Annotated in this window: 21 protein-coding genes; 14 read left to right on the top strand and 7 right to left on the bottom strand. The window is 72.9% G+C overall.

Translation table 11 applies throughout. From position 1 onward, the window contains the following. The first annotated feature begins 95 nt into the window (after positions 1 to 95). Entirely contained in the window at positions 96 to 1,067 is a 972-nt protein-coding gene (locus tag IF06_RS0109945) for an oxygenase MpaB family protein (RefSeq protein ID WP_036310577.1), read from the top strand. Here IF06_RS0109945 and IF06_RS0109950 read toward each other — a convergent pair. Further along, the gene (locus IF06_RS0109950; protein ID WP_030270429.1) at positions 975 to 2,837 is read right to left on the bottom strand and encodes an AMP-dependent synthetase/ligase; all 1,863 of its coding nucleotides are present in this window, start codon (positions 2,835 to 2,837) and stop codon (positions 975 to 977) included. The two genes, IF06_RS0109945 and IF06_RS0109950, sit on opposite strands and share 93 nt — an antisense overlap. Before the next feature lie 204 nt (positions 2,838 to 3,041). After that, positions 3,042 to 3,809, bottom strand: coding sequence for an SDR family NAD(P)-dependent oxidoreductase (locus IF06_RS0109955; protein WP_013285312.1), 768 nt, complete (start codon positions 3,807 to 3,809; stop codon positions 3,042 to 3,044). 137 nt (positions 3,810 to 3,946) lie between these two features. On the opposite strand from IF06_RS0109955, the gene IF06_RS0109960 reads away from it, so the two are divergent. The 5 genes from IF06_RS0109960 (at position 3,947) to IF06_RS0109980 (ending at position 9,267) form a co-directional block, all read left to right on the top strand. Continuing rightward, positions 3,947 to 5,170 (top strand): oxygenase MpaB family protein, encoded by a 1,224-nt coding sequence (locus IF06_RS0109960; protein ID WP_013285311.1) that lies wholly within the window; start codon positions 3,947 to 3,949, stop codon positions 5,168 to 5,170. A 65-nt stretch (positions 5,171 to 5,235) separates the two neighbouring features. Further along, positions 5,236 to 5,808 carry a hypothetical protein gene (locus IF06_RS0109965; RefSeq protein WP_030270431.1) on the top strand — a complete coding sequence of 191 codons (573 nt, stop codon included), beginning with the start codon at positions 5,236 to 5,238 and terminating at the stop codon, positions 5,806 to 5,808. 74 nt (positions 5,809 to 5,882) lie between these two features. Then, the gene (locus tag IF06_RS0109970) at positions 5,883 to 7,067 is read left to right on the top strand and encodes a zinc-dependent alcohol dehydrogenase (protein ID WP_013285309.1); all 1,185 of its coding nucleotides are present in this window, start codon (positions 5,883 to 5,885) and stop codon (positions 7,065 to 7,067) included. Then, entirely contained in the window at positions 7,064 to 8,008 is a 945-nt protein-coding gene (locus IF06_RS0109975) for an SDR family NAD(P)-dependent oxidoreductase (protein WP_030270433.1), read from the top strand. The genes IF06_RS0109970 and IF06_RS0109975 overlap by 4 nt, the downstream gene beginning before the upstream one ends. A 113-nt stretch (positions 8,009 to 8,121) precedes the next feature. Further along, positions 8,122 to 9,267: an MBL fold metallo-hydrolase gene (locus tag IF06_RS0109980; RefSeq protein WP_030270435.1), complete on the top strand. Its 1,146-nt coding sequence runs from the start codon at positions 8,122 to 8,124 to the stop codon at positions 9,265 to 9,267. Positions 9,268 to 9,316: 49 nt separating this feature from the next. Here the strand turns inward: IF06_RS0109980 and IF06_RS0109985 are convergent, their stop codons facing one another. Both IF06_RS0109985 and IF06_RS0109990 read right to left on the bottom strand, forming a co-directional pair. Then, complete coding sequence (locus IF06_RS0109985; RefSeq protein ID WP_030270437.1) at positions 9,317 to 10,828, bottom strand: deoxyguanosinetriphosphate triphosphohydrolase family protein; 1,512 nt, start codon at positions 10,826 to 10,828, stop codon at positions 9,317 to 9,319. A gap of 45 nt (positions 10,829 to 10,873) precedes the next feature. Next, complete coding sequence (locus tag IF06_RS0109990; RefSeq protein WP_332258966.1) at positions 10,874 to 12,262, bottom strand: nucleotide sugar dehydrogenase; 1,389 nt, start codon at positions 12,260 to 12,262, stop codon at positions 10,874 to 10,876. A gap of 46 nt (positions 12,263 to 12,308) precedes the next feature. Between IF06_RS0109990 and IF06_RS0109995 the strand changes: the two genes are divergently transcribed. Next, a complete protein-coding gene (locus tag IF06_RS0109995) occupies positions 12,309 to 14,756 on the top strand; it encodes a Tex family protein (protein WP_030270440.1) in 2,448 nt (815 codons plus the stop codon). A gap of 39 nt (positions 14,757 to 14,795) precedes the next feature. On the opposite strand, the gene IF06_RS0110000 is transcribed toward IF06_RS0109995, so the two are convergent. After that, positions 14,796 to 15,809, bottom strand: coding sequence for a DUF389 domain-containing protein (locus IF06_RS0110000; RefSeq protein WP_013285303.1), 1,014 nt, complete (start codon positions 15,807 to 15,809; stop codon positions 14,796 to 14,798). Between the two features lie 156 nt (positions 15,810 to 15,965). Between IF06_RS0110000 and IF06_RS0110005 the strand changes: the two genes are divergently transcribed. The 7 genes from IF06_RS0110005 (at position 15,966) to IF06_RS0110035 (ending at position 24,242) form a co-directional block, all read left to right on the top strand. After that, complete coding sequence (locus IF06_RS0110005; protein WP_013285302.1) at positions 15,966 to 16,400, top strand: hypothetical protein; 435 nt, start codon at positions 15,966 to 15,968, stop codon at positions 16,398 to 16,400. A gap of 111 nt (positions 16,401 to 16,511) precedes the next feature. Further along, positions 16,512 to 17,600, top strand: a complete 1,089-nt coding sequence (locus IF06_RS32795) for a GNAT family N-acetyltransferase (RefSeq protein ID WP_052166141.1) — start codon at positions 16,512 to 16,514, stop codon at positions 17,598 to 17,600. Positions 17,601 to 17,798: 198 nt separating this feature from the next. Further along, complete coding sequence (locus tag IF06_RS0110015) at positions 17,799 to 18,965, top strand: DegT/DnrJ/EryC1/StrS family aminotransferase (RefSeq protein ID WP_052166142.1); 1,167 nt, start codon at positions 17,799 to 17,801, stop codon at positions 18,963 to 18,965. Between the two features lie 226 nt (positions 18,966 to 19,191). Continuing rightward, positions 19,192 to 20,439, top strand: coding sequence for an O-antigen polysaccharide polymerase Wzy (gene wzy, locus IF06_RS0110020; RefSeq protein WP_030270446.1), 1,248 nt, complete (start codon positions 19,192 to 19,194; stop codon positions 20,437 to 20,439). Positions 20,440 to 20,449: 10 nt separating this feature from the next. After that, on the top strand, positions 20,450 to 21,694 hold the full coding sequence (locus tag IF06_RS0110025) for a glycosyltransferase family 4 protein (RefSeq protein WP_030270448.1): 1,245 nt from the start codon (positions 20,450 to 20,452) through the stop codon (positions 21,692 to 21,694). 29 nt (positions 21,695 to 21,723) lie between these two features. Continuing rightward, positions 21,724 to 22,953 (top strand): glycosyltransferase, encoded by a 1,230-nt coding sequence (locus IF06_RS0110030; RefSeq protein WP_013285297.1) that lies wholly within the window; start codon positions 21,724 to 21,726, stop codon positions 22,951 to 22,953. Beyond that, positions 22,950 to 24,242: a lipopolysaccharide biosynthesis protein gene (locus IF06_RS0110035; protein ID WP_013285296.1), complete on the top strand. Its 1,293-nt coding sequence runs from the start codon at positions 22,950 to 22,952 to the stop codon at positions 24,240 to 24,242. The genes IF06_RS0110030 and IF06_RS0110035 overlap by 4 nt, the downstream gene beginning before the upstream one ends. On the opposite strand, the gene IF06_RS0110040 is transcribed toward IF06_RS0110035, so the two are convergent. Beyond that, a complete protein-coding gene (locus IF06_RS0110040) occupies positions 24,196 to 25,164 on the bottom strand; it encodes an NAD-dependent epimerase/dehydratase family protein (protein WP_013285295.1) in 969 nt (322 codons plus the stop codon). The two genes, IF06_RS0110035 and IF06_RS0110040, sit on opposite strands and share 47 nt — an antisense overlap. Before the next feature lie 21 nt (positions 25,165 to 25,185). Continuing rightward, positions 25,186 to 26,151: an NAD-dependent epimerase/dehydratase family protein gene (locus tag IF06_RS0110045; RefSeq protein WP_030270454.1), complete on the bottom strand. Its 966-nt coding sequence runs from the start codon at positions 26,149 to 26,151 to the stop codon at positions 25,186 to 25,188. Between the last annotated feature and the right edge of the window lie 107 nt (positions 26,152 to 26,258).

Raw genomic sequence — 26,258 nt, forward strand, 5'->3', positions numbered from 1 at the left:
CACAAGCAGGTTTCGAGTTATCCGGGGATGTGATTTTCTATTAACATAGAGGAGCTTGACTGCATCGGCAAGGGTGGACGGTGGGGGTGGTGGCGATGGCTCGTGAGGGGCGGTACCGCTGGTTGCGCCGGATCGAGACGCTCGATCCGGTCCGCGACCACCACGAGATCTACCGGCTCTCCGCCGGCTACGAGTTCCCCTTCGACTACCAGCGGGCACTGGAGCTGGCGCTGCTGCGCACGTTCTGCGTGCCGAGCATCTCCGTGCTGCTCGACGCGACCGGCGAGTTCCGGCTGCGGGCGCAGCAGCGCTACGACGACACCGCGCTGCTGATGGCCGAGCTGCTGGAGCACGGGTACGACTCGCCGCGCGGCCGGGAGGCGCTGCGGGTGGTCAACCGGGCGCACGGCCGGTACGCGATCTCGAACGACGACATGCGGTACGTGCTGTCGACGTTCGTCTACGAGCCGATCGACTGGCTGGACCGGTACGGCTGGCGCCCGCTGCACGAGCACGAGCGGCTGGCCGCGTTCCACTACTACCGCGCGGTCGGCGCGCGCATGGGCATCCGAGACGTCCCGGCGGACTTCGACGCGTTCCGGGCGTTCAAGGACGCGTACGAGCGGGACACGTTCCGCCGTACGCCGAGCAACGAGCGGGTCGCGGCGTACACGCTGGACCTGTTCGCGTCCTGGTACCCGGCGCCGCTGCGCCCGGCCGCGCGGCTAGCGGTGCGCGCGCTGCTGCCGCCCGAGATGCGGGCCGCCTTCGGGCTGCCGGCCGCGCCGCGACCGCTGACCGCGCTGGTCGGCGGCGCGCTGCGCGCCCGGGCCGCCGTGGTGCGGCTGCTGCCCGCGCGGACCGTGAGCCGGCTGACCCGCGCGCCGCGCAACCGCACCTATCCCGGCTACCCGCGGGGGTACCGGCCCGCCGACCTCGGCGCGCCGCCACCCCCGCCCGGCATCGACCCGGCGCTACTCCGTGACGGGCTCCGCCACCGCGTCGCCCGGCCGGTAGAGGGCGTCGATCCGGTCGCCGTACCTGTCGACGATGACCCGGCGCCGTAGCTTCAGCGTCGGGGTCAGCTCGCCCGACTCCGGCGTCCACGCCGACGGCAGCACCTGGAACGTCTTGACCTGCTCCGGCCGGGCGAGGCGCGCGTTCGCCGCGTCCACGGCGGCCTGGATCTCGGCCAGCAGCACCGGGTCCGAGGCCAGCGTGGGCAGCTGCGGGTCGCTGACGCCGTGCGTGCGCGCCCACTGCGGCGCGACCTCCTCGTCCAGCACGATCAGCGCCGTGACGTACGGCCGCCGGTCGCCGATCGCGACCGCCTGACCGATGAGCGGGTGCGCCCGCAGCAGGTTCTCGATCTGCGCCGGCGAGATGTTCTTCCCGCTGGACGTGATGATGAGTTCCTTCTTGCGGTCGGTGATGGTGAGGAAGCCGTCGTCGTCGAGCGTCCCGACGTCGCCGGTGGCCAGCCAGCCGTCCGCGTCGACGACCGGCTCGACGCCGCCGTCCTCGCGCAGGTAGCCGGAGCACACCAGCGGACCCCGGACGAGGACCTCGCCGTCGTCGGCGAGGCGTACCTCCATGCCCACGTTCGGGCGGCCGACCGTCCCGGTGCGGAAGCGGTCGGGGGTGTTGAGGGTGGCGGTGCCGGTGGTCTCGGTCAGACCCCACACCTCCAGCACGTCGACGCCGAGCCCGGCGAGGAACCGCAGCACGTCCACCGGGATCGGGGCGGCGCCGCTGCCGGGCCAGGCCATGTTCTGCAGGCCGAGGGTGGCCTGCAACGGCCGCAGCACGGTGTCCCGGGCCTGCGCCACCCGGGCGGCCAGCTCGTCCGGCACCGGCTCTCCGGCCGCGCGCAGCTCGTACGCCTCCAGTGTGACAGCGCTCGCGGCGGCGACGGCGGCGCGGACCGCGGGCTCGGCGGTGGCCAGGTGGGCCTGGACGCCGGCGGCCATCTTCTCCCAGACCCGTGGCACCCCGAAGAACGAGGCGGGGCCGACGGTGCGCAGCGCCGCGACGAGCTGCGTGGCGTCGGGGCAGATGGTCACGTGCCCGGCGCGGTAGATCGGGTTGTAGATGCCGAGGAACCGTTCGGCGATGTGCGCGAGCGGCAGGTAGGCCACCGTCGGCGCGTGGTCGGGGACGGAAACCATCGCGTCCAGCGCCACCGCCTGGTGGATCACGTTGTGGTGGCTGAGCACGACGCCCTTCGGGTTACCAGTCGTGCCGGACGTGTAGAGCAGCGTCACCGGCTGCTCGGGCCGGATCGTGCGCCAGCGCCGCTCGAAGGCGTCCGGGTCCGCCTCGCGTGCGGCCCGGCCGAGGGTACGCACGCGCGACAGCGGCACCGCGTCGCCGGCCGGTTCGGCGGGCTCGTCCACCAGCACCACCCGCAGCAGGTCGGGCAGGTCGGCCAGGATCGGCCGCCAGCGCTCCAGCTCGGCCGGCCCTTCCAGCACGAGCACCTGGGCGGCGCTGTGCCGGGCCAGGTAGCGCATCTGCTCGGCGCTGAGCGTCGGGTAGATCGTGGACGGCACCGCGCCCAGGTGGACCGCCGCGAGGTCGACGAGCCAGTGCTCGGTGCGGCTGGACATCATGATCAGCATGTGCCGCCCGGCCTCCAGGCCGATCTCGGCCAGACCGGCGGACAGCTCGGCGACCTCGTCGCGCAGCGCGGCCCAGGTGCGGGTGTCGTCCCGGCCGAGCGTGGTCAGCGCGGGCCGGTCGGCGTACTCGGTGGCGTTGCGGTGCAGCAGCGCCGGGACGGTCAGGTCGGCGGCTTTCTTGGCGCAGTCCTCGGCGAGGACGTGGGCGGGGTCCATGGGCTACTCCTTCACACGCAACCGGGCCTGGTGGTGGCAGGGCTGGCCGCACCCCTCGCCGTGGTGCCCGCGCGGGTTCCGCAGCCGATGGCAGCACTGTAAACGAGGGTTAACTTCCTGGGAAGGAGTGGCCGTGATCTGGCGCGATATCGCGTCGTGACGGCAACCTGGCGACGAACGCCGACTAACCAAACGGCCCGCCGGTCACTGCGCGGTCCAGCCACCGTCCACGTGCAACACGCTGCCGGTGACGTAGCTCGCGGCGTCCGAGGCCAGGAACAGCACCGCGCCGACCACCTCCTCGGGACGGCCGAACCGGCCCATCGGGATACGGTCGCGCAGCCGCTTCGACCACTGCTCGTGGCCGCGCAACCCTTCGGTCATCGGGGTCTCCAGGTAGCCGGGCGCCACCGCGTTGACGCGTACGCCGACCGCCGCCCACTCCAGCGCCAGCGTGCGGGTGAGCTGCTCGACGCCGCCCTTGCTGGCGCTGTACGCGGCCAGGCGCGGGAAGCCGACCTGACCGTGCACGGAGGACATGTTGACGATGCTGCCCGCGCCCTGCTCGACCATGAGCGCGCCGGCCGCGCGGGCGCAGACGAACACCCCGGACAGGTTGGTGTCGATCACCTGCTGCCAGTCACCGAGGCTGAGCCGCTCGCTGCGGTGCAGCGCCGGGCTGATGCCGGCGTTGTTGACCAGGACGTCGAGCCGCCCCCACCGCCGCCGCGCCAGGGCCACCACGGCGTTCGCGGCCGACTCGTCGGCGACGTCACCGGCGACCACCTCCGCCGTGCCGCCGCCGGCCGTGATCCGGTCGCGCACCTCGTCCAGCGCGTCCGGCCGCCGGGACTGGAGGATCACCGACGCGCCGGCCCGGGCCAGCCCCTCGGCGACCGCCGCGCCGACGCCCTGACTGGCGCCCGTCACCCACGCCACCTTGCCCGACAGCATCCCCTCGACCAGCGCCACCGTGGACTCCCCTCATCGCAAACCATCGACAGTTGTCGTCATGAGCCTTGTGGACACCGTTACCACGTGCTCTCATGTGATACACGGGCGCAACATTCGTTTCACCGTATCAGCGGCCTCGACCCCGAGGAGTGAACGTGGAACCGGTAAGCAGGCGCAAGATGTTGAAGGCCGGTGGGGCACTGGGCGCGCTCGGCGCGCTCAGCGTCGCCGCTCCGGCACAGGCCCGGTCGGCGTGGACCTGGTCTCCGAAGGGATCAGTGGCCGGCGCCGGCGCGGGCGTGGACCCCCGCTGGGTGTGGGACGAGGAGGCCGACCCGCTCGTCGCCTCCCTCCTGGACCGGGGCGAGGCGCCACTGGTCAACCAACTGCTGCGGACGTGGACGAAGAACGGCCAGCCGCTGCCCTCCGGCCTCCCGGCGGACGTCCGCGCGTTCATCGAACGCGCACGCGTGCTGCCGTCCTGGGTGGACCAGGGCAAGCTGGCCACCGCCGTGCGCTTCAACGAGAAGCGCGGGCTCTACCTCGGCGTGCTCTACGGCCTGGCCAGCGGCATGATGAGCACAGTCATCCCCAAGGAGGCGCGCGCCGTCTACTACTCCAAGGGCGGCGCGGACATGAAGGACCGCATCTCCAAGACCGCCAAGCTCGGGTACGACATCGGCACCGCCAACGCGTACCAGCCCGACGGCTCGATGATCGTGACCGCCGTCAAGACCCGGCTCGCGCACGCCGGTGTGCGTCACCTCCTGCCGCAGTCGCCCGAGTGGGCCGACGTCGCGCCCGAGGACATCCCGATCAGCCAGCGGGACATGATGGTCACCTGGCACAGCCTGCCGACCACGGTCATGCGGAAACTGACCGACTGGCGGGTGCCGATCCCCGCCGCCGAGTCGACGGCCTTCCTGCACCTGTGGCAGGTGGCCGCGCACATGCTCGGCATCAGGGACGAGTACATCCCGGCCACGTGGAGCGAGGCGAACTCCCAGGCCGGCGAGGTCCTCGACCCGATCCTCGCGCCCACCCGCGAGGGCAACGCGCTCGCCGACATCCTGCTCGGCCTCGGCAAGGAGATCGACGCCGGGCTGCTCAGCAAGCCCATCCTCGGCTCGTTCACCCGGTTCATGCTCGGCAACCAGATCGCCAACTGGCTGGAGATCCCGCGCGACCTGCTCTGGGACACGCTGCTGCGGACGAGCTGGGGCCCGTTCATCGCGGTCCGGGAGGCGCTGCTGCCGTTCCCGCTCGCACCGGAGTGCTACTGGCTGTTCGACGAGTTCCTGCGCAAGCTCGCCCTGCTGTTCCTGTCCGAGGGGCAGTCCATCAACATCGAGATCCCGCTCGGCAACCGCGAGTTCTGACCACCGCGTCGCAGCCGGGGCACCTCCCGTCCCCGGCTGCGACGACGAGCGCCCGGGTGAGCACCATGACCGTGTCCCTCCCTCCGTTCCTGGGGTACGTGCTGGCCGCGCCGGTCCTGGTGGCCGCTGCCGAACTCACCGCCGCGTACCCGGCTGCCCGGACGCCGTCGCCGGACGTGGCCGGGCTGCTCGGACTCGGCGAGATCATGACGGCCACGGCCCTGCCCGGGGCGGCCCTGATCTCCGTCGAGGTCGCCCCGGACGGGACCGTGTCGTTCACGCTGCCGCCGGACCGGTACGACGGCGACACCTCGGCCGCCGAACTGATCGCCGACGGGCTCTCGGTGCCGCGCCGGCGCGTCCGTGTGCCACCGCCACGACCGGCAGCCGGCCGGACACGTGGCGCACCCCATCCGGCCGTCGGAACCCGTACCCCGCTCCGGGTCGCCGTGGCGGTGGCCCGGCGGCGGCTGCTGGAGGCCGCGTCGGCGACGCTCGGCACGCCCGTCGCCGGCCTGCAGCTCGCGGCCGGCGCCGTCACCGACCGCGCCGGCCGCCGCCTCGACATCGGCGCGCTGGCCGCCACCGCCGCCAGCACCAGCACAATCGCCGTGGCTGTCGACCTCACGCCACGGTGACCGGCGCCGCCGATTCAACGGCCCTCTGCCGGGTAGCAGTCCGATGGACGGCACCGGAGAGGGGACAGACAGGCATGAAGGCACTGACCTGGCACGGCAAGCGGGACGTCCGCGTGGAGGACGTCCCGGACCCCCGGATCGAGGAGCCGACCGACGCGATCGTCCGGATCACCTCGACCGCCATCTGCGGCTCCGACCTGCACCTGTACGAGGTGCTCGGGCCGTACCTGAAGCCCGGCGACATCCTCGGGCACGAGCCGATGGGCGTCGTCGAGGAGGTCGGGCCCGGCGTGACCCGGCTCAAGAAGGGCGACCGGGTGGTCGTCCCGTTCAACATCTCCTGCGGCTCGTGCTGGATGTGCGAGCGGCAGCTCTACGCGCAGTGCGAGACCACGCAGGTGACCAGCCAGGGCAAGGGCGCGTCCCTGTTCGGCTACACCTCGCTGTACGGCTCGATCCCCGGCGGCCAGGCCGAGTACCTGCGCGTGCCGCAGGCCCAGTTCGGCCCGATCACGATCCCGGACAGCGGCCCGGACGAGCGCTGGCTCTACCTCTCCGACATCCTGCCCACCGCCTGGCAGGCGGTGAAGTACGCGGACACCCCGCCCGGCGGCACGCTCGCCGTGTTCGGGCTCGGCCCGGTCGGGCAGTTCAGCGCCCGGATCGGCCGCCACCTCGGCGCCGGCCGGGTGATCGGGCTGGACCTGGTCCCCGAGCGGCTGGAGATGGCCCGCCGCCACGGCATCGAGGTGCTCGACGTCAGCCAGCTCGACGACGTACCCGGCGCGCTCATCGACCTGGTCGACGGACGCGGCCCGGACGCCGTGATCGACGCGGTCGGCATGGAGGCGCACGGCGCGCCGCTGGGCAAGATGGCCCAAACCGCCGCCGGGCTGCTGCCGGACAAGCTGGCCCAGGCGATGACCGACAAGGCCGGCGTGGACCGGCTCGTGGTGCTGCACGCCGCGCTCAAGGCCGTACGGCGTGGCGGCACCGTGTCGATCTCCGGCGTGTACGGCGGCGAGCAGGACCCGATGCCGCTGATGGAGATGTTCGACAGGGGCATCCAGCTGCGCATGGGCCAGTGCCACGTGCGGCGCTGGGTCGACGAGATCATCCCGCTGCTGGAGCGCGACGACGACCCGCTGGGCGTCGAGGACCTGCGGACCCACCGGCTGCCGCTGACCGACGCGCCGCGCGCGTACGAGATGTTCCAGAAGAAGGAGGACGGCTGCGTGAAGGTCGTGCTCGCGCCGTGACCCGGACGGTGGTCGTCACCGGCGCGACCAGCGGGATCGGCCGGGCGACCGCCAGGGAGCTGGCGGGCCGCGGGGACCGGCTGGTCCTCGCGGCCCGCTCCCCCGCCACGCTCGACGAGGTACGCGACGAGTGCCGGGCGGCGGGCGCGCGGGCGATCGCCGTACCGATGGACGTGACCGAGCCCGGCGCGGTGGCCGCGCTCGCCGACGCGGCGCGGGCCGAGTTCGGCCGCGTCGACGCCTGGGTGCACACCGCCGCGGTGATGTCCTACGGCCGCTTCGACGAGACCCCGGCCGAGGTGTTCGAGCAGGTGGTCCGCACCGACCTGCTGGCCGCCGCGGCGGTGGCCCGGGAGGCGCTGCGCCGTTTCCGGACCACCGGCGGCGGCACGCTCGTGCTCACCGGCTCGGTGCTCGGGCACATCACCGCGCCCTACATGAGCGGCTACGTGGCCGCCAAGTGGGGTCTGCAAGGGCTGGCCCGCACGCTCCAGCAGGAGGCGCGGGAGACACCCGGCGTCGCGATCTGCCTGGTCAACCCGGGCAGCGTCGACACGCCCGTCTACCGGCAGGCGGCCAACTACCTGGGCCGCGTCGGCCGGCCGCCGCCCCCGATCGCCTCGCCCGAACGGGTGGCGCGGGCCATCGTCCACTGCCTCGACCGGCCCCGCCGGGAGGTGTCGGTGGGCCGGCTCAACGTGGTCATGCGCTTCGGCTTCACAGTCCTGCCCGGCGTGTACGACGTGCTGGTCGGGCCGCTGATGCGCCTGGCCGGACTGACCCGGACGCCGGTCGCCGCGCACCAGGGCATCGTGTTCACGCCCAACCCGGCCGGTGAGGCGGTCCGGGGCGGATGGCTGCCCGACGTGTCCCAGGTGGTCCGGGCCGTGGGCGGACGCGCGTCGACCGTGGCGTCCGCGGTACGCCGCCGGCTGCCCTGACGTCCTGTGGGTGGCTGTCGTGCGGGCGGGCCGCCCCGTGGGCGGGCCGTCGCGCGGGCGGACCGGGACGAGGGTCGTTACCGTGTACGACGGGACACGGCGGAGGGACGAGCATGCGGGAACCAACGGGGCGGGAACCGGACCGGACGCGCGGCGGGCGGGTGTGGAAGCTCGCCGGGCTGGCCGCCGTCGCCGGGATGGCCTGGGCGGCGCGGGACGTACCGGCCCAGCTCGGCGGCCGGCTCACCGGCGCCCGGGCGGAACGGGCGGCCCGGTCACCGCGCTTCCGCGACGGCACGTTCCACAACCCGGCCGGCGCCAGCGCCACGATGGTCGCCGACCCGGGCCGCAACCTGCTCCGGGAGCTGGTCTTCGGCAAGCAGAAGCGGCGGCCGGGCAGCCCGGTGCCGCTGCTGCACCCCGGCGCCGCGCCGGCCGGCGACCAGGCCCGCGAGCTGAACGTCGTCTGGTACGGCCACGCCTCCACGCTCGTCGAGATCGAGGGGCACCGGGTGCTGCTCGACCCGGTGTGGAGCGACAGGTGCTCCCCGTCCGGGCTGGTCGGCCCGCGACGCATCCACGAGCCGCCGGTCCGCCTGACCGACCTGCCCCCGCTCGACGCGGTGCTGATCTCGCACGACCACTACGACCACCTCGACATGGAGACCGTCCGCACGCTGGCCGACCTCCAGTCCGCGCCGTTCGTGGTGCCGCTCGGCGTCGGCGCGCACCTGGCCCGCTGGGGCGTACCCGAGCACCGCATCGTCGAGCTGGACTGGTCGGAGAGCCACCGGGCCGGCGGGCTGACACTCACCGCGACCGCCGCGCAGCACTTCTCCGGGCGCGGACTGCGCCGCGACGGCACGCTCTGGAGTTCCTGGACGATCACCGGTACGCACCGGAAGGTCTTCTACACCGGCGACTCGGGCTACTTCGACGGGTACGCCGCGATCGGCGCCGACCACGGCCCGTTCGACGTGACGCTCATGCAGATCGGCGCGTACGACAGGGCGTGGCCGCACATCCACATGTTCCCGGAGGAGGCGGTCGCCGCCCACCTCGACGTGCGCGGCGGACTGCTGGTGCCGGTGCACTGGGGCACGTTCAACCTGGCCCTGCACGACTGGTCCGAGCCGGTGGACCGGCTCTGGGCCGAGGCGAAGGCGCGCGACGTACGGCTGGCCGTGCCGCGTCCCGGCGAGCGGGTCGTGGTGGACGAGCCGCCGGCGGTGGACGGGTGGTGGCAGTCGGTCGCCTGACGCGGCGCGGTCCCTGGGTGGCGCGGTCGCCTTCGTGCTCCGCGCCGGCTCAGAGCACGAAGGCGTCCGTCCACAGCGCGCCCGAGCGTCCCGACAACGCGTCGAGCATCGCCACCGCCTGACCGTCGGTGAGCTGCGCGACGAAGTCGATGATCGCCCGGCCCCGGGCCCGGCCGATCCGGTCCGGGGTACGCGGGTGCAGCTCCGCCTCGGCCAGCTCCACCAGGTCGTGCAGGCGGCGCGGCAGCCGGGACTCCTCGTCCGGGTCCAGCAGCCACTCCCACAGCGCCTCCACCAGCGTGCCCAGCAACCGGGCCTGGCCACGCTGGTGCAGGGCCAGGTCCGGGCGGGCCAGCACGAACCGGTGGTGCACGAACTTGAGCACCTGCACCTCGTGCCACTGCGCCTTCGCCAGCAGCACGTATCCGGAACGGACCCCCGGGTCCGGCGTCACCGCGATGGCGTCCACGAAGCGGGTCGACCAGCGGGCGGAGAACCGGGCCACGTACTGCTCCGCCTCGATCGAGCCGTCGAACGGCAGCGCCAGCAGCCCTTCCACCAGCTCCTCGCGGACGTGCTCGACGGCGGCGGCGAACGCCTCGTCGTCGGCGATCCAGCCGTCCTTGCGGTGCAGTTGCCGGCGCAGCCGCTCGATCGCGGCTCCCGGCCGCCGGCCCGCCCCCTCCAGCGCCGACGCCGTGATCGACCGCAGGTGCCCGCACTCGCGCTGCCAGGCCATCAGCTCGGCCGCCACGGCGCCCTGCTGGAGCACCCCGACGCGGTAGAAGTCCTCCACGTCGTGGATCGCGTACGCGATGTCGTCGGCCGTGTCCATCACCGACGCCTCGGGCGTCTGCTGCCAGTCCGGGATCCGCCCGGCGAACGGCTCCCGTGCCTGCCGCAGGTCGTCCAGCTCGGTGCGGTACGCGCCGAACTTCACCGAACCGCTCTCCGGGTCCTCCGGCGGCGCAGCCGCGCCCCGGGGCGCCGGGTCCAGGTGGCGCGGGTGCGGATCAGGATGGTCCAGCCGGGTCCACGGGTACTTCAGCATGGCCGCCCGGACCGCGGCGGTCAGGTCCAGCCCGGTGGTCGCCGCGCCGCGGATCTCGGTGCTGGTGACGATCCGGTACGACTGGGCGTTGCCCTCGAAGCCGTCGGGCAGCCCGAGGCGCTGCCGGGCCAGCCGGTCGAGCACCCGCTCCCCCAGGTGCCCGAACGGCGGGTGCCCGAGGTCGTGCGCGAGCGCGGCGGCCTCCACCACCTCCGGGTCGCAGCCGCCGAGCTTCTCCAGCAGGTCCCGGTGCGCCGGGTCGGCCGTCAGCCGCTCCGCGATCGCCCGGGCCACCTGGGCCACCTTCAGGCTGTGGGTGAGCCGGTTGTGCACCAGCAGCCCGGAACCACCAGGGCTGATCACCTGGGTCACGCCGCCCAGCCGGGCGAAGAACGGCGACCCGACGATCCGGTCCCGGTCGGCCCGGAACGGGCCGGCGGCCAGGTCGCCGAGCGCCCGGGCGCTGCCGCCGAACAGCCGCCGGGCCCGCGGATCCGCAGGTGCCTCCATGATCGCCACGCTAGCGCAGCCGGCGGCGGGGCGGGCAGGGTGTGCCTAGAGGCGCTCGACCACCGGCCCGGAGCACCGGTTGCGGGCGTCGAACACGTAGCGGGCGCGGCGGGAGACCATCTCGTAGTCGAAGACGTCGTGGTCGGTCGTGACGACCACCGCATCGGCCGCGTCGACCTCCTGCTCGGTCAGCGGCACGACGAGCACCCCACCCGGGATCTGGTGCGCCTCGGCGTACGGCTCGACGGCGCGGACGTCCGCGCCGAGGTCGCACAGCCGCCGGGCGACGTCCACCGCCGGCGAGTCCCGCATGTCTCCGGTGTTCTTCTTGTACGCCAGGCCGAGCATCAGCAGGCGCGCGCCGTTGACGGCACGGCCGGTGCGGTTCAGGCCGGTCATCACCCGCTGCGCCACGTGCTCGGGCATCTCGTGGTTGACGTCGTTGGCCAGCTCGATGAACCGGAACTGACGGCCGAGACGCCGCTTGACCTGCCAGGACAGGTAGCAGGGGTCGATCGGCAGGCAGTGTCCGCCGACACCGGGTCCGGGCCGGAACGGCATGAACCCGAACGGCTTCGTCTCCGCGGCGTCGATCGCCTGCCAGACGTCGATGCCCAGGTGGTGGGAGAGCACCGTGAGCTCGTTGATCAGGCCCAGGTTCACCTGACGGAAGGTGTTCTCGATCAGCTTGGTCAGCTCCGCGACCCGGGTGGAGGACACCGGAACGGTCCGCTCCACGATGCGGCGGTAGAAGCCGTCCACCCGTTCCAGCGCGGGCGCGTCAACGCCGGAGACCACCTTGGGCGTGTTCTCCAACCGCCAGGTCGGGTTGCCGGGGTCGATGCGTTCCGGGCTGTACCCGAGGTGGAAGTCGCCCGGCGCGTGCAGCCCGCTGGCCGTTTCGAGCAGCGGACGCAGCAGTTCCTCGGTGGTGCCTGGGTACGTCGTCGACTCCAACACCACGGTGCTTCCCGGCCGCACGTGCGGGCCGATACCCCGGCCGGCCTGCTCCACGTAGCTCAGGTCCGGCGTGCCGTCGCGCAGCGGGGTCGGCACCGTGATGACGCAGACGTCGAAGCCCTCGGCGTCTGCGTACTCGGTGCTCGGCAGGTAGCGGCCGCTGCCGAGCGCCCGCCCCAGCCGGTCGGCGGGGATGTCCTCCACGAAGGATTCACCGGAGGCGAGCCGCTTGACCCGGTCGGCGTCGACGTCCAGCCCGACCACGTCGAAGCCGGCCTCGACGGCCCGCATGGCCAGCGGGAGACCGACGTACCCCTGACCGATGACGACCACTTTCTCAGCGCTCACCCGGGCTCCAGACAACCGTAGGAAATCACCTGATTGGAGGCTAGAGGGGTTTCTGGGGCCGGAAGTCCGTTTTCGGGATATCGGCCCGGACCCGCCGTCCGGCCGGTGCGGCGCGTACGACGGCAACCGGCAGAATGCACGACGGAACCCACCCGAGAAGGCGGATCAGATCGTGACCCAGTCTGTGCACCAGCGGATCGCCGAGGAACTCGGCGTCGCCGAACGGCAGGTACGGGCGGCAGTCGAGCTGCTCGACGGCGGCGCCACAGTGCCGTTCATCGCCCGCTACCGCAAGGAGGCCACCGGCCTGCTCGACGACGCGCAGCTGCGCACGCTGGAGGAGCGGCTGCGCTACCTGCGTGAGCTGGACGAGCGGCGCGCGGCCGTGCTGGAGTCGATCCGGAGCCAGGGCAAGCTCGACGAGGCGCTGGAGGCGCAGATCCTCGCCGCCGACTCCAAGTCCCGCCTGGAGGACATCTACCTGCCCTACAAGCCGAAGCGGCGCACCCGCGCGCAGATCGCCCGCGAGGCCGGGCTGGAGCCGCTCGCGGACACGCTCCTGGCCGATCCGGCCCAGGACCCGAAGACGGTCGCCGCCGGGTTCGCCGACCCGGACAAGGGCGTCGCGGACGCCGCGGCCGCGCTGGACGGGGCGCGGGCCATCCTGATCGAGCGCTTCGCCGAGGACGCCGACCTGATCGGCACGCTACGCGAGCAGATGTGGTCGCGGGGCCGGCTGGTCTCCCGGGTACGCGACGGCCAGGAGACCGCCGGCGCGAAGTTCGCCGACTACTTCGACTTCGCCGAGCCGTACCCGAAGCTGCCCTCGCACCGCATCCTCGCCGTGTTCCGGGGCGAGAAGGAGGGCGTGCTGGACCTGACCATGGACCCGGAGGCCGAGGGCGACGCCGACGCGGCCACCGGGCCGAGCCGCTACGAGGCCGCCGTGGCCGGACGCTTCGGCATCAGCGACCAGGGGCGGCCCGCCGACCGGTGGCTGGCCGACACGGTGCGCTGGGCCTGGCGTACCCGGATCCTGATCCACCTGGGCGCGGACCTGCGGATGCGGCTGTGGCAGGCGGCGGAGGAGGAGGCCGTGCGGGTCTTCGCCACCAACCTGCGTGATCTGCTGCTGGCCGCGCCGGCCGGGGCACGGGTGACGATGGGCCTCGACCCGGGCCTGCGTACCGGCGTGAAGGTGGCGGTGGTCGACGCCACCGGCAAGGTGGTCGCCACCGACACCATCTACCCGCACGAGCCGCGCCGGCAGTGGGACGCGTCGCTGCACACGCTCGCCACGCTGGCCGCCGCGCACGGCGTCGAGCTGGTCGCGATCGGCAACGGCACCGCCAGCCGGGAGACCGACAAGCTGGCCGGCGACCTGATCAAGCAGCACCCGGAGCTGAAGCTCACCAAGGTGGTGGTCTCCGAGGCCGGCGCGTCGGTCTACTCCGCGTCCGCGTACGCCTCGCAGGAGCTGCCCGGTCTGGACGTCTCGCTGCGCGGCGCGGTGTCGATCGCCCGCCGTCTCCAGGACCCGCTGGCCGAGCTGGTGAAGATCGACCCGCGGTCGATCGGCGTCGGGCAGTACCAGCACGACCTGTCCGAGGTGAAGCTGTCCCGCTCGCTCGACGCGGTGGTCGAGGACTGCGTCAACGCCGTCGGCGTGGACGTCAACACCGCCTCCGCGCCGCTGCTCACCCGGGTGTCCGGCATCGGCGCCGGGCTGGCCGAGAACATCGTGCTGCACCGTGACGCCAACGGGCCGTTCCGCACCCGCGCGGAGCTGAAGAAGGTGCCCCGGCTCGGGCCGAAGGCGTTCGAGCAGTGCGCCGGCTTCCTGCGCATCCCCGGCGGCGACGACCCGCTGGACTCCTCCAGCGTGCACCCGGAGTCGTACCCGGTGGTGCGCCGCATCCTCTCCTCCACCGGGCAGGACCTGCGCGCGCTGATCGGCAGGTCGGCCATCCTGCGCGGCCTGCGCGCGACCGACTTCGTCGACGACACGTTCGGTCTGCCCACCGTCACCGACATCCTGGCCGAGCTGGAGAAGCCGGGCCGCGACCCGCGGCCGGAGTTCCGGACCGCGACGTTCGTCGAGGGCGTGGAGAAGATCAGCGACCTGACGCCCGGCATGGTGCTGGAGGGGGTGGTGACGAACGTGGCCGCGTTCGGCGCGTTCGTCGACGTGGGGGTGCACCAGGACGGACTGGTGCACGTCTCGGCCATGTCGCACACCTTCGTCAAGGACCCTCGCGACGTGGTGAAGTCCGGCGACGTGGTCAAGGTCCGGGTGCTCGACGTGGACGTACCGCGCAAGCGGATCTCGCTGACGCTGCGGCTGGACGACGAGGCGCCGGCCGGTGGCCGTCCCGCGGCCGGGGGGCCGGGCGGCGAGGAGCGCGGCGGCCGGCGCGGTGGCGGGCAGCGCGGCGACGGTGGCGGGCAGCGCGGCGACCGTGGCGGGCAGCGCGGCGACGCCGGCGCCCGGCGTGGCGGCCAGGGCGAACGGGGCGGCTCGCGCGGTGGTCAGTCGCCGCGGCAGGGACGAGGTGGCGGAGCGGCGGCGCCGGTGAACGACGCGATGGCGGAGGCGCTGCGCCGCGCCGGTCTGGCCTGACGGTCTGCGGCCGCCGGTCGGGCTGACGTCACGAACGAGTCAGCTCGACCGGTGCCCGCCCGACGACGGATCGGTCCGGGCGGACGCGGGGTCACGGTCGGCCCGCTGCCGGGGCACCGGCTGCCGGGACCGCCGCGCCACACGCCGCCACCAGGAGCGCTGGACCAGCAGCGTGAGCAGACCCGCCAGCACGATTGCGGCCAGGTTGACGACCAGCTGGAGCGCGGAACCGGCCGCCTCGTGCCAGACGCCGTACGCGGCGGCGACCGCCACGTTCGCGGCCGCCGGCACGGTGGTCACCGAGATCAGGACGCCGACCAGGGAGCCGGACTTCTTCGAGGTCAGCGACAGCATCCCGGCGATGCCGGCGAGCAGGCCGACCACCCACGACAGGGCGTCCGGGCGCCAGATGAAGTCCGTCAACGGCCGCTCGGCCAGCAGCATCTCCCGGCTCACCAGACCGGCCGCGTCCAGCGCCCAGGTGCTGACCACGGTGGCGAGCATCGCCGCCACGAAGCCGACGACGAGCGCCTGCACCGACCGGACGACGACACCCCCCTTGCCGCGCAGCAGCGCCACGCAGAGCGCCGCGAGCGGGCCGAACTCCGGGCCGACGACCATCGCACCGACGATGAGGATGGGCTGGTCGAGCAGCACGCCGATGCCGGCGATCATGGTGGCGACGACGATCAGCGCCAGGAAGATGCCGGTGAGCACGGTCTGCTCACCCGTCTTCGCGGCGACCTCGTCCCAGATAAGCGCGTCGTCACCGTGGCCCGGAGCGGCCTCGGCGGCCCGGTCCGCGGCGGCCGAGAGGGTCAGCTCCACGTCGTCGGCGGCGATCGCCCCGCGCGCCTCGACCCCCATCTCCCGCAGCCGGCGCAGGACACCGTCGGCGCTCTCCCGGACCACGTCGCAGGTGATGTAGTCGCCGGCCGGCTGACGCGCCGCGCCCGGCAACACCACCAGGTGGGTCACGCCGGGGTCCGCGGCAAGCATGTCGGCGATGTCGGACGAGCGGTCCGCTGGTGCGATCACCCGGATGTGCAGCACGAACCAGGCTCCTCGATGGACGCGACGGACGTCAGCACTCTAGACGATCAGCGCGAGGGCGGCAGGTGGTCGCGCGACGGCCCGGCACGCCCTTCTCCGCCCGGCCCGGGAGCGGCCGGGTCGGGCGGGCGCGGCGGTGGGCGTACCCTCGCGGTCGTGGGTGCCGACGACGACGAGCGGTGGCGGGAGCGGCGACGCCACGCGGTGCGGGCGCACGCCGAGGCCGACGCCCGGCAGCGCGCCGCGGAGCAGGCCGAGGCCGCGGAGCTGGTCGCCCGGTTCGCGGCCGAGGCCGCCGGGCGCGGCCTGCGCACCGAGCGGCTCGTGGCCACGCCCTACAGCGGACGCGGCCGCTACCGGACCCCGCTGGTCGGGTGGTACGTGGACCGGGCCCGGAGCCGGGCGGTGGACACCGAGGGCCGCTACTACCTGCTGACCGTGCCGGCCGGGCTGCGCGCCCGGCTGCTCGGCGCCCGGCCGGAGCCGTCCACGCCCTCACTCGTCATCGGCCGCGGCGGACGCGACGGGGAGTCCCTTCCGCTGACGGCGCTGCTCGGCGCGCGCCTCGAAGCGGGCGACGACTGGCCCTGACCCGGCCCGGCCACCTGTCGACACCGTCCCGGCCGATCCTCGTTACCCAGAACGGACGACACGTGGCCGGCCGCCATCGGGGCGGCCGTGGCCAGGCGACGGGGAGCGCAGATGCGACTGGAGATCCTGGACGCCCGCAAGCCGGCGGACGACGAGCGCTGGCGTGCTCTGCACCGGGACTGGGACCGGCGTGAGGTCTTCGCCCACCCGGCCTACCTCCGGCTGTTCGCCGGGCCGCAGGACGAGCCGCTGGCCGCGTACGCCCGGACCGAGCACGGTTTCGTGCTGTATCCGTTCCTGCTCCGCCCGGTCGACGCGCCGCACCTCGCCGAGCCCGGGCGACGGTACCGGGACGTCGTCAACGCGTACGGCTACGGAGGCGCCTTCGCCGAGGGCGCGACCGAACTCGACGCGAAGGAGTTCTGGGAGGCGTTCGACGCCTGGTGCGGGTCGCGTCAGGTGGTCTCCGAGGTCACCCGGCTCACGCTCTTCGACGAGGACCGGCTGCCCCCGCCGGGACCGGTCCGGCAGAAGCTGGTGAACGTCGTCCGCGACCTGCGCACCGGCGAAGAGGAGATGTGGCGCGAGTTCGACCACAAGGTCCGCAAGAACGTCAACAAAGCCCGCCGCAACGGCGTCATCGTCGTGGTCGATCTCGACGGGGGGCGGCTCGACGACTTCCTGGGCATCTACGAGCGCACGATGGACCGGCGCGCCGCGGCGAGCGGCTACTACTTCCCCCGCGAGTTCTTCGAGCGGATCGTCGACGAACTGCCCGGCCAATTCGCCTTCTTCCACGCCGTGTACGAGGGACGCGTCGTCTCGACCGAACTGGTGCTGGTCTCCGCGCTCAACCTCTACTCGTACCTCGGCGGCACCGACGAGGCGGCGTTCGACCTGCGGCCCAACGATCTCCTCAAATTCGAGATCTGCCGATGGGGACGCGCTCAGGGGCGGATCCGGTTCGTCCTGGGCGGCGGGTACGCCCCCGACGACGGCATCTTCCGGTACAAGCGCGCCTTCGCACCGAACGGTCTGGTCCCGTTCCACCTGGGCACGCGGGTGCTCGACGAGCCGGCGTACCGGCGGCTGTCAACGGCGCACCGGCGGGAGGGATCCCGGCGGGATCCGGCCTGGTCCGCGTCCTCGGACTACTTCCCCGAATACCGGTGCCCGCTGCCCGAGCCCGCCGGGCGGTGAGGCGTCGGCCGCAGTCGGCCGGCACACCGTAACGGCCGCCACGGTCGGCGCGTTGAACCAGTCGGTCCCGACTCGACGGGCCAGGTCGCAGCGGCGCGACGATCAGGTCCGCGCGTGCGTCCCCGTTTCCCTGCGCGTCGCCGGGTGACACCCACACTTCCATCGGAGACCAGCACCGTGGCACAGGACTACTCACTGATGGCTCGACCCGCCCATCAGCAGGACGGCACGAGTGTCAGCAGACGGATCTATCTCTCTCCGCCGGACGTCGGTCCGGCCGAGGAGGCGTCCATCCTGGCGGCGGTCCGTTCGGGCTGGGTCGCGCCGGACGGGCCCGACCTGGCCGCGTTCGAACGCGAGCTGGCGGACCGGGTGGGCAGCGGCCACGCCGTCGGCGTGAGCTCCGGGACCGCCGCCCTGCACCTGGCGCTGACGGTGATCGGAGCCGGGCCCGGCTCCGTCGTGGTGGTGCCCACCATGACGTTCGTGGCGACCGCCAACGTGGTGCGGTACACCGGGGCCGAGCCGGTCTTCGTGGACTGTGACGCCGCAACCGGGCACCTCGACCCCGAGCTGCTGCCGCCGCTGCTGCGCCGGCTGCGGGAGCAGGGCCGCCGCGTGGCAGCCGTGATGACGGTCGACCTGAACGGCGGCTGCGCGGACTACGACCGCATCCTGCCCGTCTGCGCGGACTTCGACGTCCCGCTGGTCGAGGACTCCGCACAGGCGCTCGGCGCGTCCTGGCGCGGCCGCAACGCCGGCACGTTCGGCCGGCTGGGTGTCTTCTCGTTCAACGGCAACAAGGTCATGACGACCTCGAGCGGCGGGATGCTCGTCTCCGACGACGGCGACCTGATCGACCGGGCACGCCACCTGGCGACCCAGGCCAGGGAACCGGTCGCGCACTACGAACACCGGCAGGTCGGCTACAACTACCGGCTGAGCAATCTGCTCGCCGCGCTCGGGCGGGCACAGCTACGGCGGCTGAACGGCATGATCGAGCGTCGCCGGGCGATACGGGAACGGTACGCCAAGTTCTTCGCCGCGGTTCCCGGCACCCGGATCCTCGGCGACGGCGACCCCGGGTCGAACTGCTGGCTCACCACCCTCGTCGTCGACTCCGCCCGGGCCGGGTGGCGGGCCGACGAGCTGGCCGCGCACCTGGCCCGGCACGACATCGAGACGCGCCCCATGTTCAAGCCCATGCATCAGCAACCCGCTCATCGCGGGCACGAGGCGGTCCTGAGCGGCGCGGCGGATCGTCTCTTCGCCACCGGCGTCTCCCTGCCCAGCGGGTCGACCCTGCTCGGGGCCGACGCGGACCGGCTATTCGGCGCGCTCGACGAATTCCTCGCCGCACGCTGACCAGCCGGAGAATCGCATCCGAAAGTGATTCGAATGCGTCGAGGAACGAGTGACGGGCGAACGGGTTACGGCACCGTCCAAGTCAATGCGATAGACGCAATCGCCGCCTATGGGAGACCTTTCCTGCTAGACATTTGAATGCAGCCGGCACGCATGTGGAGCGGAATCCGCTCTCGCCCCCGGCCGCTCCCGGTCCGGAGTGTCCGTACACCGATTTGGAGTCTCCGTGGAGCTGAGCACCACCACCGCGATATGGCTGACCCTCGCGGTCAGTCTGGCGATGCTGCTGGCCCTGTTCCTCCGGTCCGGTCGCACCGATCTCCTGCCCTATGTCTTCGCCTATCTCGCCTTCTTCGGCCTGGGACCGGCGATCAACTACGCCCTCGGCAACGAGATCTACATCGGCATCGTCACCGACAAGATCCCGGCCGCCTGCCTCGTGCTGGCGCTGGCGCTCGGCGGTGTGACGCTGGTCGGCCTGCTCATGCCGGTCCGGGACCGGCTGCCGGACCTGACCGCACTCGGCCGGACACCGCGCGAGAATCCGGTCCTTCCGGTGGTGCTCTACGGACTGGCCGCCTACACCCTCGCCATCCTGGTCACCCGTGGCCCGGCGATGCTGGCCGCCGACAAGCTCGGACGGATCGAACTGGCTGGTCCCCTGCACACCCGCTATCTGGTCGTCGAGATGTGCGCCTGCTCGATCTACTTCCTGGCCCGGGCGGTGCGCCCGGCCCGGATCGCCTACTGGGTGAACCTCGGCCTCTACGTGCTCTACTGCCTGGCCACCAGCGAACGGGACTTCCTCTTCGTCCTCTTCGCCGTCGTGCTGCACGTCCTGTTGCTGCAACGGCGACGGATCTCGCCGAAGTTCGGCATCGCCGGCGTCGCGTTCGTCCTGGCCGCCACCTATCTCAGCGCCGTTCGCAGCGGGGACGCGCTGAACCTCAGCAAGGTTCTCAACGAGGGCTCGACCCTCTTCGTGGACACCTTCGTCCTGACGAACGCGGCCGACAGCCTGCGACTGTGGCCCGGCGAGAGCTACCTCAACGGTTTCCTCACCGCGATGCCGTCGGCGCTGGTCCCGGAACGGCCGATGCTCATGTCCTGGCTGGTCGACGCCTGGCTGCCGGGCTCGTCGTCGGGTTTCGGCTTCTCGCTGACCGCGGAGGCGTACGCCAACTTCGGGTACCTCGGCGTACCCGTCGTCTTCGCCGCGCTGACCCTCGGGCACCGGCTGCTCTTCTTCCGCGCCGCGCAGGGCCACGTCTACGCCTACGCGAGCATCCTCTACACGATCAGCTGGATGTACGGGTTCCGCGGGGAGAGCGCCAGCCTGCTCGCCACTCTCCTGCACGGCGTCGCCTTCTACACCGTCATCTGGCTCGGCTCGTTGAAGGGCCGCTCCGTCCAGCCGACCGCGCGCCCCGAGGCGCGCGTCCCGCACGGCAACCTGGTTCCCGTAAACCGATAGGACATCTCGCGTGAGGCTCACCATCACCGAGGAGTGCCGGTACCTCCGCACTCCGGACAACCGATTCTGGGTGGACTTCGGCACCGGCTACGCGCTCTGGGCGCGATACCTGGCGGCCTTCGACGAGGTACGGGTGGTGGCCCGGGCGCGGGACGTACCGGAGATCCCGCCGAACGCGGTCCGGGTCGACGGCGACGGGGTGACCGTGGCACCCATCCCCCACTACCTCGGACCGCAGGAGTACCTGCGACGCCTGCCCCGCATCGACCGGGCCGTCCGCCGGATCGCCGCGGACGCGGAGGCGGTGCTGCTCCGGGCGCCGTCGTCGATCGCCACGCTGATGCACCGGCACATCACCAGTCGCGGTCTCGCCTACGCCATGGAGGTCATCGGCGACCCGTACGCGGTCTTCGCCCCCGGGGTGATCGAGCACCCGCTGCGGCCCTTCCTGCGTGTGTGGAGCACCCGCAACCTCCGGCGTCAGTGCCGTTCCGCCGTCGCGGTGTCGTACGAGACGAAGCGCTCGCTCCAGGAGCGGTATCCCACCCGCCCGGGGGCGCTCTCCATCGGTCTCAGCTCGGTGAACCTGCCGCCGGCGGCGTTCGTGCGGGAGCCCCGCCCGCCCCGGCTGCCGGCCGGGCCGGTGACCCTCGTGTCGGTCGGTTCCCTGGAACAGCTCTACAAGGGCATCGACACGCTCATCGAGGCGATCTCGTTGCTGCGGTCCTCGGCCCCGCCGGTACGGCACGTGCACATCGGCCCCGGGCGCTGCCAGCCGGTGCTGGAGGATCTGGCCACCCGCCTCGGGGTCCGCGACCGAATCACGTTCGCCGGCCTGATCACCGATGTCGAGGCGCTGCGCCGGCACCTCGACGCCGCCGACCTGTTCGTCATGCCATCCCGGACCGAGGGCCTGCCCCGGGCCCTGATCGAGGCGATGGCCCGCGGGCTGCCGGCCATCGGCTCGCGTGTCGGTGGCATACCCGAACTGCTGCCACCGGAGATGCTGGTTGCGCCGGACGACCCCGACAGCCTGGCCAACGCCATCCGCCGTACCCTCGCGGACCCCGACGCCATGGCTGCCGCCTCGCGTCGCAACCTCGCGGTCGCCCACGAGTTCGCCGCGGACCGGCTGACGCCGCGGCGCAGCGAGTTCTACCGGGCGGCCCGGGACCTGATGGCGAACCGCCGTCCGCTGCCGCAGTCCGCCGCCCCCGCCGTGGAGTCCGTCGAGCAGGAGAACCGACCGGTATGAGGACCGGCCGGCCCGACACGGGAGAGACGATGTCCAGCGCGAGCCACAGCGACCCGGCGACGACGAGCGCGTCCGGCGCGCCGGCCCCCCGGCCTCCGGAGATCCGCGTGGTACGGGTCCTCGGCGCGTTCGACATCGGCGGCGCCGAGCAGCGCACCATAGAACTGCTGCCCCGGCTCGCGGCGTCCGGGGTGCGGACGTCCTTCGTCACGCTCAGCGGCGTCAAGGGCGCGCGCGGCGACGAGGTGGAGCAGTTGGGCTCACGGATCCACCCGATCCGGCTGGACCGTCGGTTCCCGGTCCGCTTCTACCGCCTGCTTCGGCAGGTCCGTCCGCACGCCGTGCACTCGGACGTCGCGACGTTCTCCGGTTTCGTGCTGTTCCTCGCGGCACTGGCGCGGGTGCCGATCCGGATCGCGCACTTCCGGTCCGACCGCGACGGACATCCGGACAGCCTGCGCCGCCGGTTGCAGCGGGGCGTGATGGTGCGCCTCATCCACTTCTGCGCGACGGACGTGCTCGGCGTCGCCCCCGGCGCTCTCACCTCGTGCTACCGGCCGTCGTGGGAGAACGACCCGCGGTGCCGGGTGCTGCCCAACGGTCTCGACCTGGGCCGCCTGCACCGCCGGTCGACGCTGCGGCTCCGCGACGAGATCGGCGCCGCCCCGGACGACCTCGTCTGCGTGGTGATCGGCCGCCCGCACCCGCTCAAGCGGCGGTCGATGGTGCCGTCGATCGTCGCCGCGTTGCGCGAACGCGGGATCGGCTGCCGGGCCGTGTTCGTGGGTCCGCACGACGACCGGGACGACGACGCCGTCCGGCAGTCCGCCACCCGGCACGACGTACTCGACCGGATGCACCTGGTGGGTCCGCGGGCTGACGTCGGGGAGTTCCTGGCCCAGGCCGACCTCCTGCTGCAACCCTCCGCGCTCGAAGGTCTGCCCGGCACAGTCCTGGAGGCCCGCGCCGTCGGCACCCCTGTGGTCGCGTCCGACCTGCCCGGCGCACGGTTCATCGACGACCAGCTCGCCGGTGTCGCCCTGGTCCCGGTCGACGCCGACGCCGAGACCTGGGCTGACGCCGTACACCGCCTGGGCCTCGTGCCGGGACGGCCGAGGGGCGGCCGGCGGGCGCTGGCGGCCTTCCAGGACAGCGTCTTCACGATGGAGCGGTCGGTCGAGCAGCACCTGGCCATCTACGGCCGGAACACCGTGGCGCCGCGCGGCGGAGCGGACCGGCCGGCGGTGCCCACCGGATGAGCCGCCGCCATCTGGGCACTATCGTCCTGCTGACCGGCGCCAACGGCATCGCCGCCCTGAGCAGCAGCGGCGTCGCCGTCCTCGCCACCCTGGCGCTGGGGCCGGCCGACCGGGGCGTCATGGTGTTGGTCCTCACGGTCGCCGGCGTGGTGATGCTGGTCGGCCGCCTGGGCTGCGGCACCGCCATGCGCGCGCAGTTGCCGCAGGCCGCCTCCCGGCACCGCCGCGACGAACTGCTCTCCGCGTACTGCTGGATGACAGTGGTGGCCGCGGTCTGCACCGGGGCGGCCGCGGCCGCCGCGGTCCGTCTCTCCGCGCCGCTGCTCGGCCCCGCGCTGACCGATGTACGGCTGCTCGCCGCGGTCGCGCTCGGCGGCGCCGCCAACATCGCGCTCGACCAGCTCACCGATCTCCGGTTCGCGGACGGGGACTTTCGCCGGGGCGCGGTGTGGAACATCGCCGCCACCACCGCCGGCCTGATCGGGATCGCCATCGCGGTCGTCGTCTCGGCGCAGGTGTGGCTCCTCCTGATGTGCCAGGCCACCGCGCTGCTCGCGGTGGCGGTGACGCAGTGGACGCTGGTACGCGGCCAAGGGCTGGCGCGGTTCGCACGGGCGCGACGGCGGGACGTCACCGGGCTGATCCGGATGGGCGCCCCGTCTCTGGGGTTCTCCCTCGGGACGAGCTTCCTCCAGCGGGCCGACCGCTACCTGCTCGGTGTCCTCGTCGGTCCCGGCGCGGTGGGCATCTACGCCCTGGCCGCGACGCTGAGCAGCGTGGTCGGCCTCCTTCCGGCCGCCATCGGACAGTTGTCGCAGCGGCAGGCCGCGCAGCGCGACGGCGATCCCTGGCCCGTCCGTGCGATCGGCTACACGCTGCTGGCAACGCTCGTCAGCGGCGCCGTCGTCGCGGCCGGCGGCTGGCTGTTGGTGGTGCCGGTCTTCGGCGCGGAGTTCGGGTCCGCCCGCCCGTTGATCGTGCCGCTCCTGCTCGCCGAGTTGTGCCTGGCGCCCTTCGGCATCGCAAGCCGAGCCCTGCTCGGCACCGGGGGCACGAAACAGGCCGCCGGGGTCGGTCTGCTCGCCGCCGTGGCGTCGGTCGCCTGCTACGGCCTCGCCATCTCCCGCTGGGGAACGATGGGCGCGGCGACCGCCTCGATCGCGCTGTATGCGCTGCTCTCCGTCGTCGTTCTGGTCGTCCTGCGCGTACGGCTCAACCGGCGGGCCCGCGTGGCGGCACCTCTCACCGCACCGGCGCCGACGGCGGAACTGGTGCCGGACGCGCGCTGACCGTCACGTGGCGGGTGCCGGAGCCGGCCGTGACGTGGGAGCGGGCTGCCCACAACGCGGCCAGGGACTCGCCCAGCGGGTATCTCGGCGCCCAGCCGAGGGCGTCGCTGATCCGGCTGATGTCGGCGCACATCCACGGCACCGCCGCGGACCGGTCCGCAGTCGGCGAGCGGAGCCCGTCGACGAAGCGTCCGGTGAACCCGGCATGGCGGGCCAGCATCTCGACTGCCTCCCGGGTGGCGACCGCCTGTCCGCTGCCCACGTTGTAGATCGACTCCGGCAGCCGTCGGGCGTTGAGCGCCGCCAGCACCGCCTCCGCCACGTCCCGGACGTCGACGAAGTCGCGGTAGGAGTCGTTGAGCCCCAGTTCGATCCGCCGGTCCCCCCGGGCCAACGCCGCCTGGAGCAGCTCGGCTGCCCGTCCCAGCACGTTGCCACTGGTCGAGCCGGGCCCGACGGGGTTGAAGACCCGCAGCACCACCGCGTCGACCCGGCCACTGGCGGCGGCCAGCCGCACGAGGTCGGTCGCGGCCAGCTGGCTGATCCCGTAGTCGCTCACCGGCCGGGCCGGGTCGGTCTCGGTCGCGACGGCGCCGTGCGGGACGACCCCGTACTCGGCCGCCGAGCCGATCCGGACCAGCCGCACGCCGGGCGAGACCTCGGCCACGCAGTCGATCAGCTTGGCGGTGATCAGAGTGTGCGACTCGACGAACTGCGCGCTCGTCCCGGCGATCCGGCCGGCGCAGTTGACCACCCCGTCGGGTCGTGCCCGGCGCAGGAACGCGGCGAGCCGCGACCGGTCCGCGGCGACGAGATCGCATTCCCGGCGACTGGGCGCGACGACGGTGAAGTGCTCCGCGAGGACCGCTTCGACCGCCCGGCCGAGGAAGCCGGACGCGCCGAACAGCAGGATCCTGGCCATGAGGCTCCGATCGGGTCGGGATCAGCCGGACGTGCCGGACCCGACGGGCTCGTCGACCCGAAGCGACCGGAACCACTCGACCGTAGCCCGCAGCCCTTCGGCGAAGGGCGTCGGCGACGCGGCCGGGAACAGCTCGCGCAGTCGCGTGTGGTCGGCCTGGGACTCGCGGACGTCACCGGGCCGCGCCGGCACGTGCACGACGTCCAGCGGCCGCCCCAGCACGGTCTCCAGTTCGGCGATGAGGTCGAGCAGGGAGATGCGCGCGCCGAACGCGAGGTTCACCACGTCCGGGGCCGCCACCTGCCGCAGCACGGCGTCCACGATCACCGAGGTCACGCTGCCCACGTAGGTGAAGTCCCGGGACTGCCGCCCGTCGCCGTGCACCTGCAACGGCCGGTTCTCCAGGGCGGCGGTGACGAACCGCGGGACCACTGCGGCGTACACGTGGTTCGCCGCCTGCCTCGGTCCGAAGACGTTGAAGAAGCGGAACGGCAGGACGGCCATGCCGTAGCAGTTGGCGAACGCGATCCCGTACGCCTCGGTGGCCAGCTTCGACACCGCGTACGGGCTGACCGGCATGGGCCGCAGGCCCTCCTGGCGTGGCAGTACCGGGTTGGCGCCGTACACCGAGGACGAGGAGGCCAGCACGCACTGCGGGACGCCGTTGCGGTGGGCGGCGTCGAGGACGGTCAGGGTGCCGGTGGCGTTCGCGTGGTGGCTGCGCAGCGGGTCGTCGATGGAGCGGGGCACCGAGCCGAGGGCTCCGAGGTGGACCACGCTGGAGGCGCCGGCCATCGCGCGGTCGAGCAGCGCGGGGTCCAGGACGGTGCCGATCAGCACCTCCGCCGGCAGCCCGCGCAGGTTCTCCACCGACCCGGTGGAGAGGTCGTCGACGACGACGATCTCGGCGACCCGGCCCGTTTCCGACAGGGCCCGCACCAGGTTGGAACCGATGAAACCGGCGCCCCCCGTGACGACGACTCTCACGTGCGCTCCTACCGCTCGCCGGTGCTCTCTCCGCAGGGCCAACGAGGGAATCCGACGTTGGTTACTAAACACCACAAAGCTCGTTGCCCTGGGTGGAGCGGCGAACG

The organism is Micromonospora globosa (genome assembly GCF_000717585.1).
GTDB classification, from domain to species: domain Bacteria; phylum Actinomycetota; class Actinomycetes; order Mycobacteriales; family Micromonosporaceae; genus Micromonospora; species Micromonospora aurantiaca.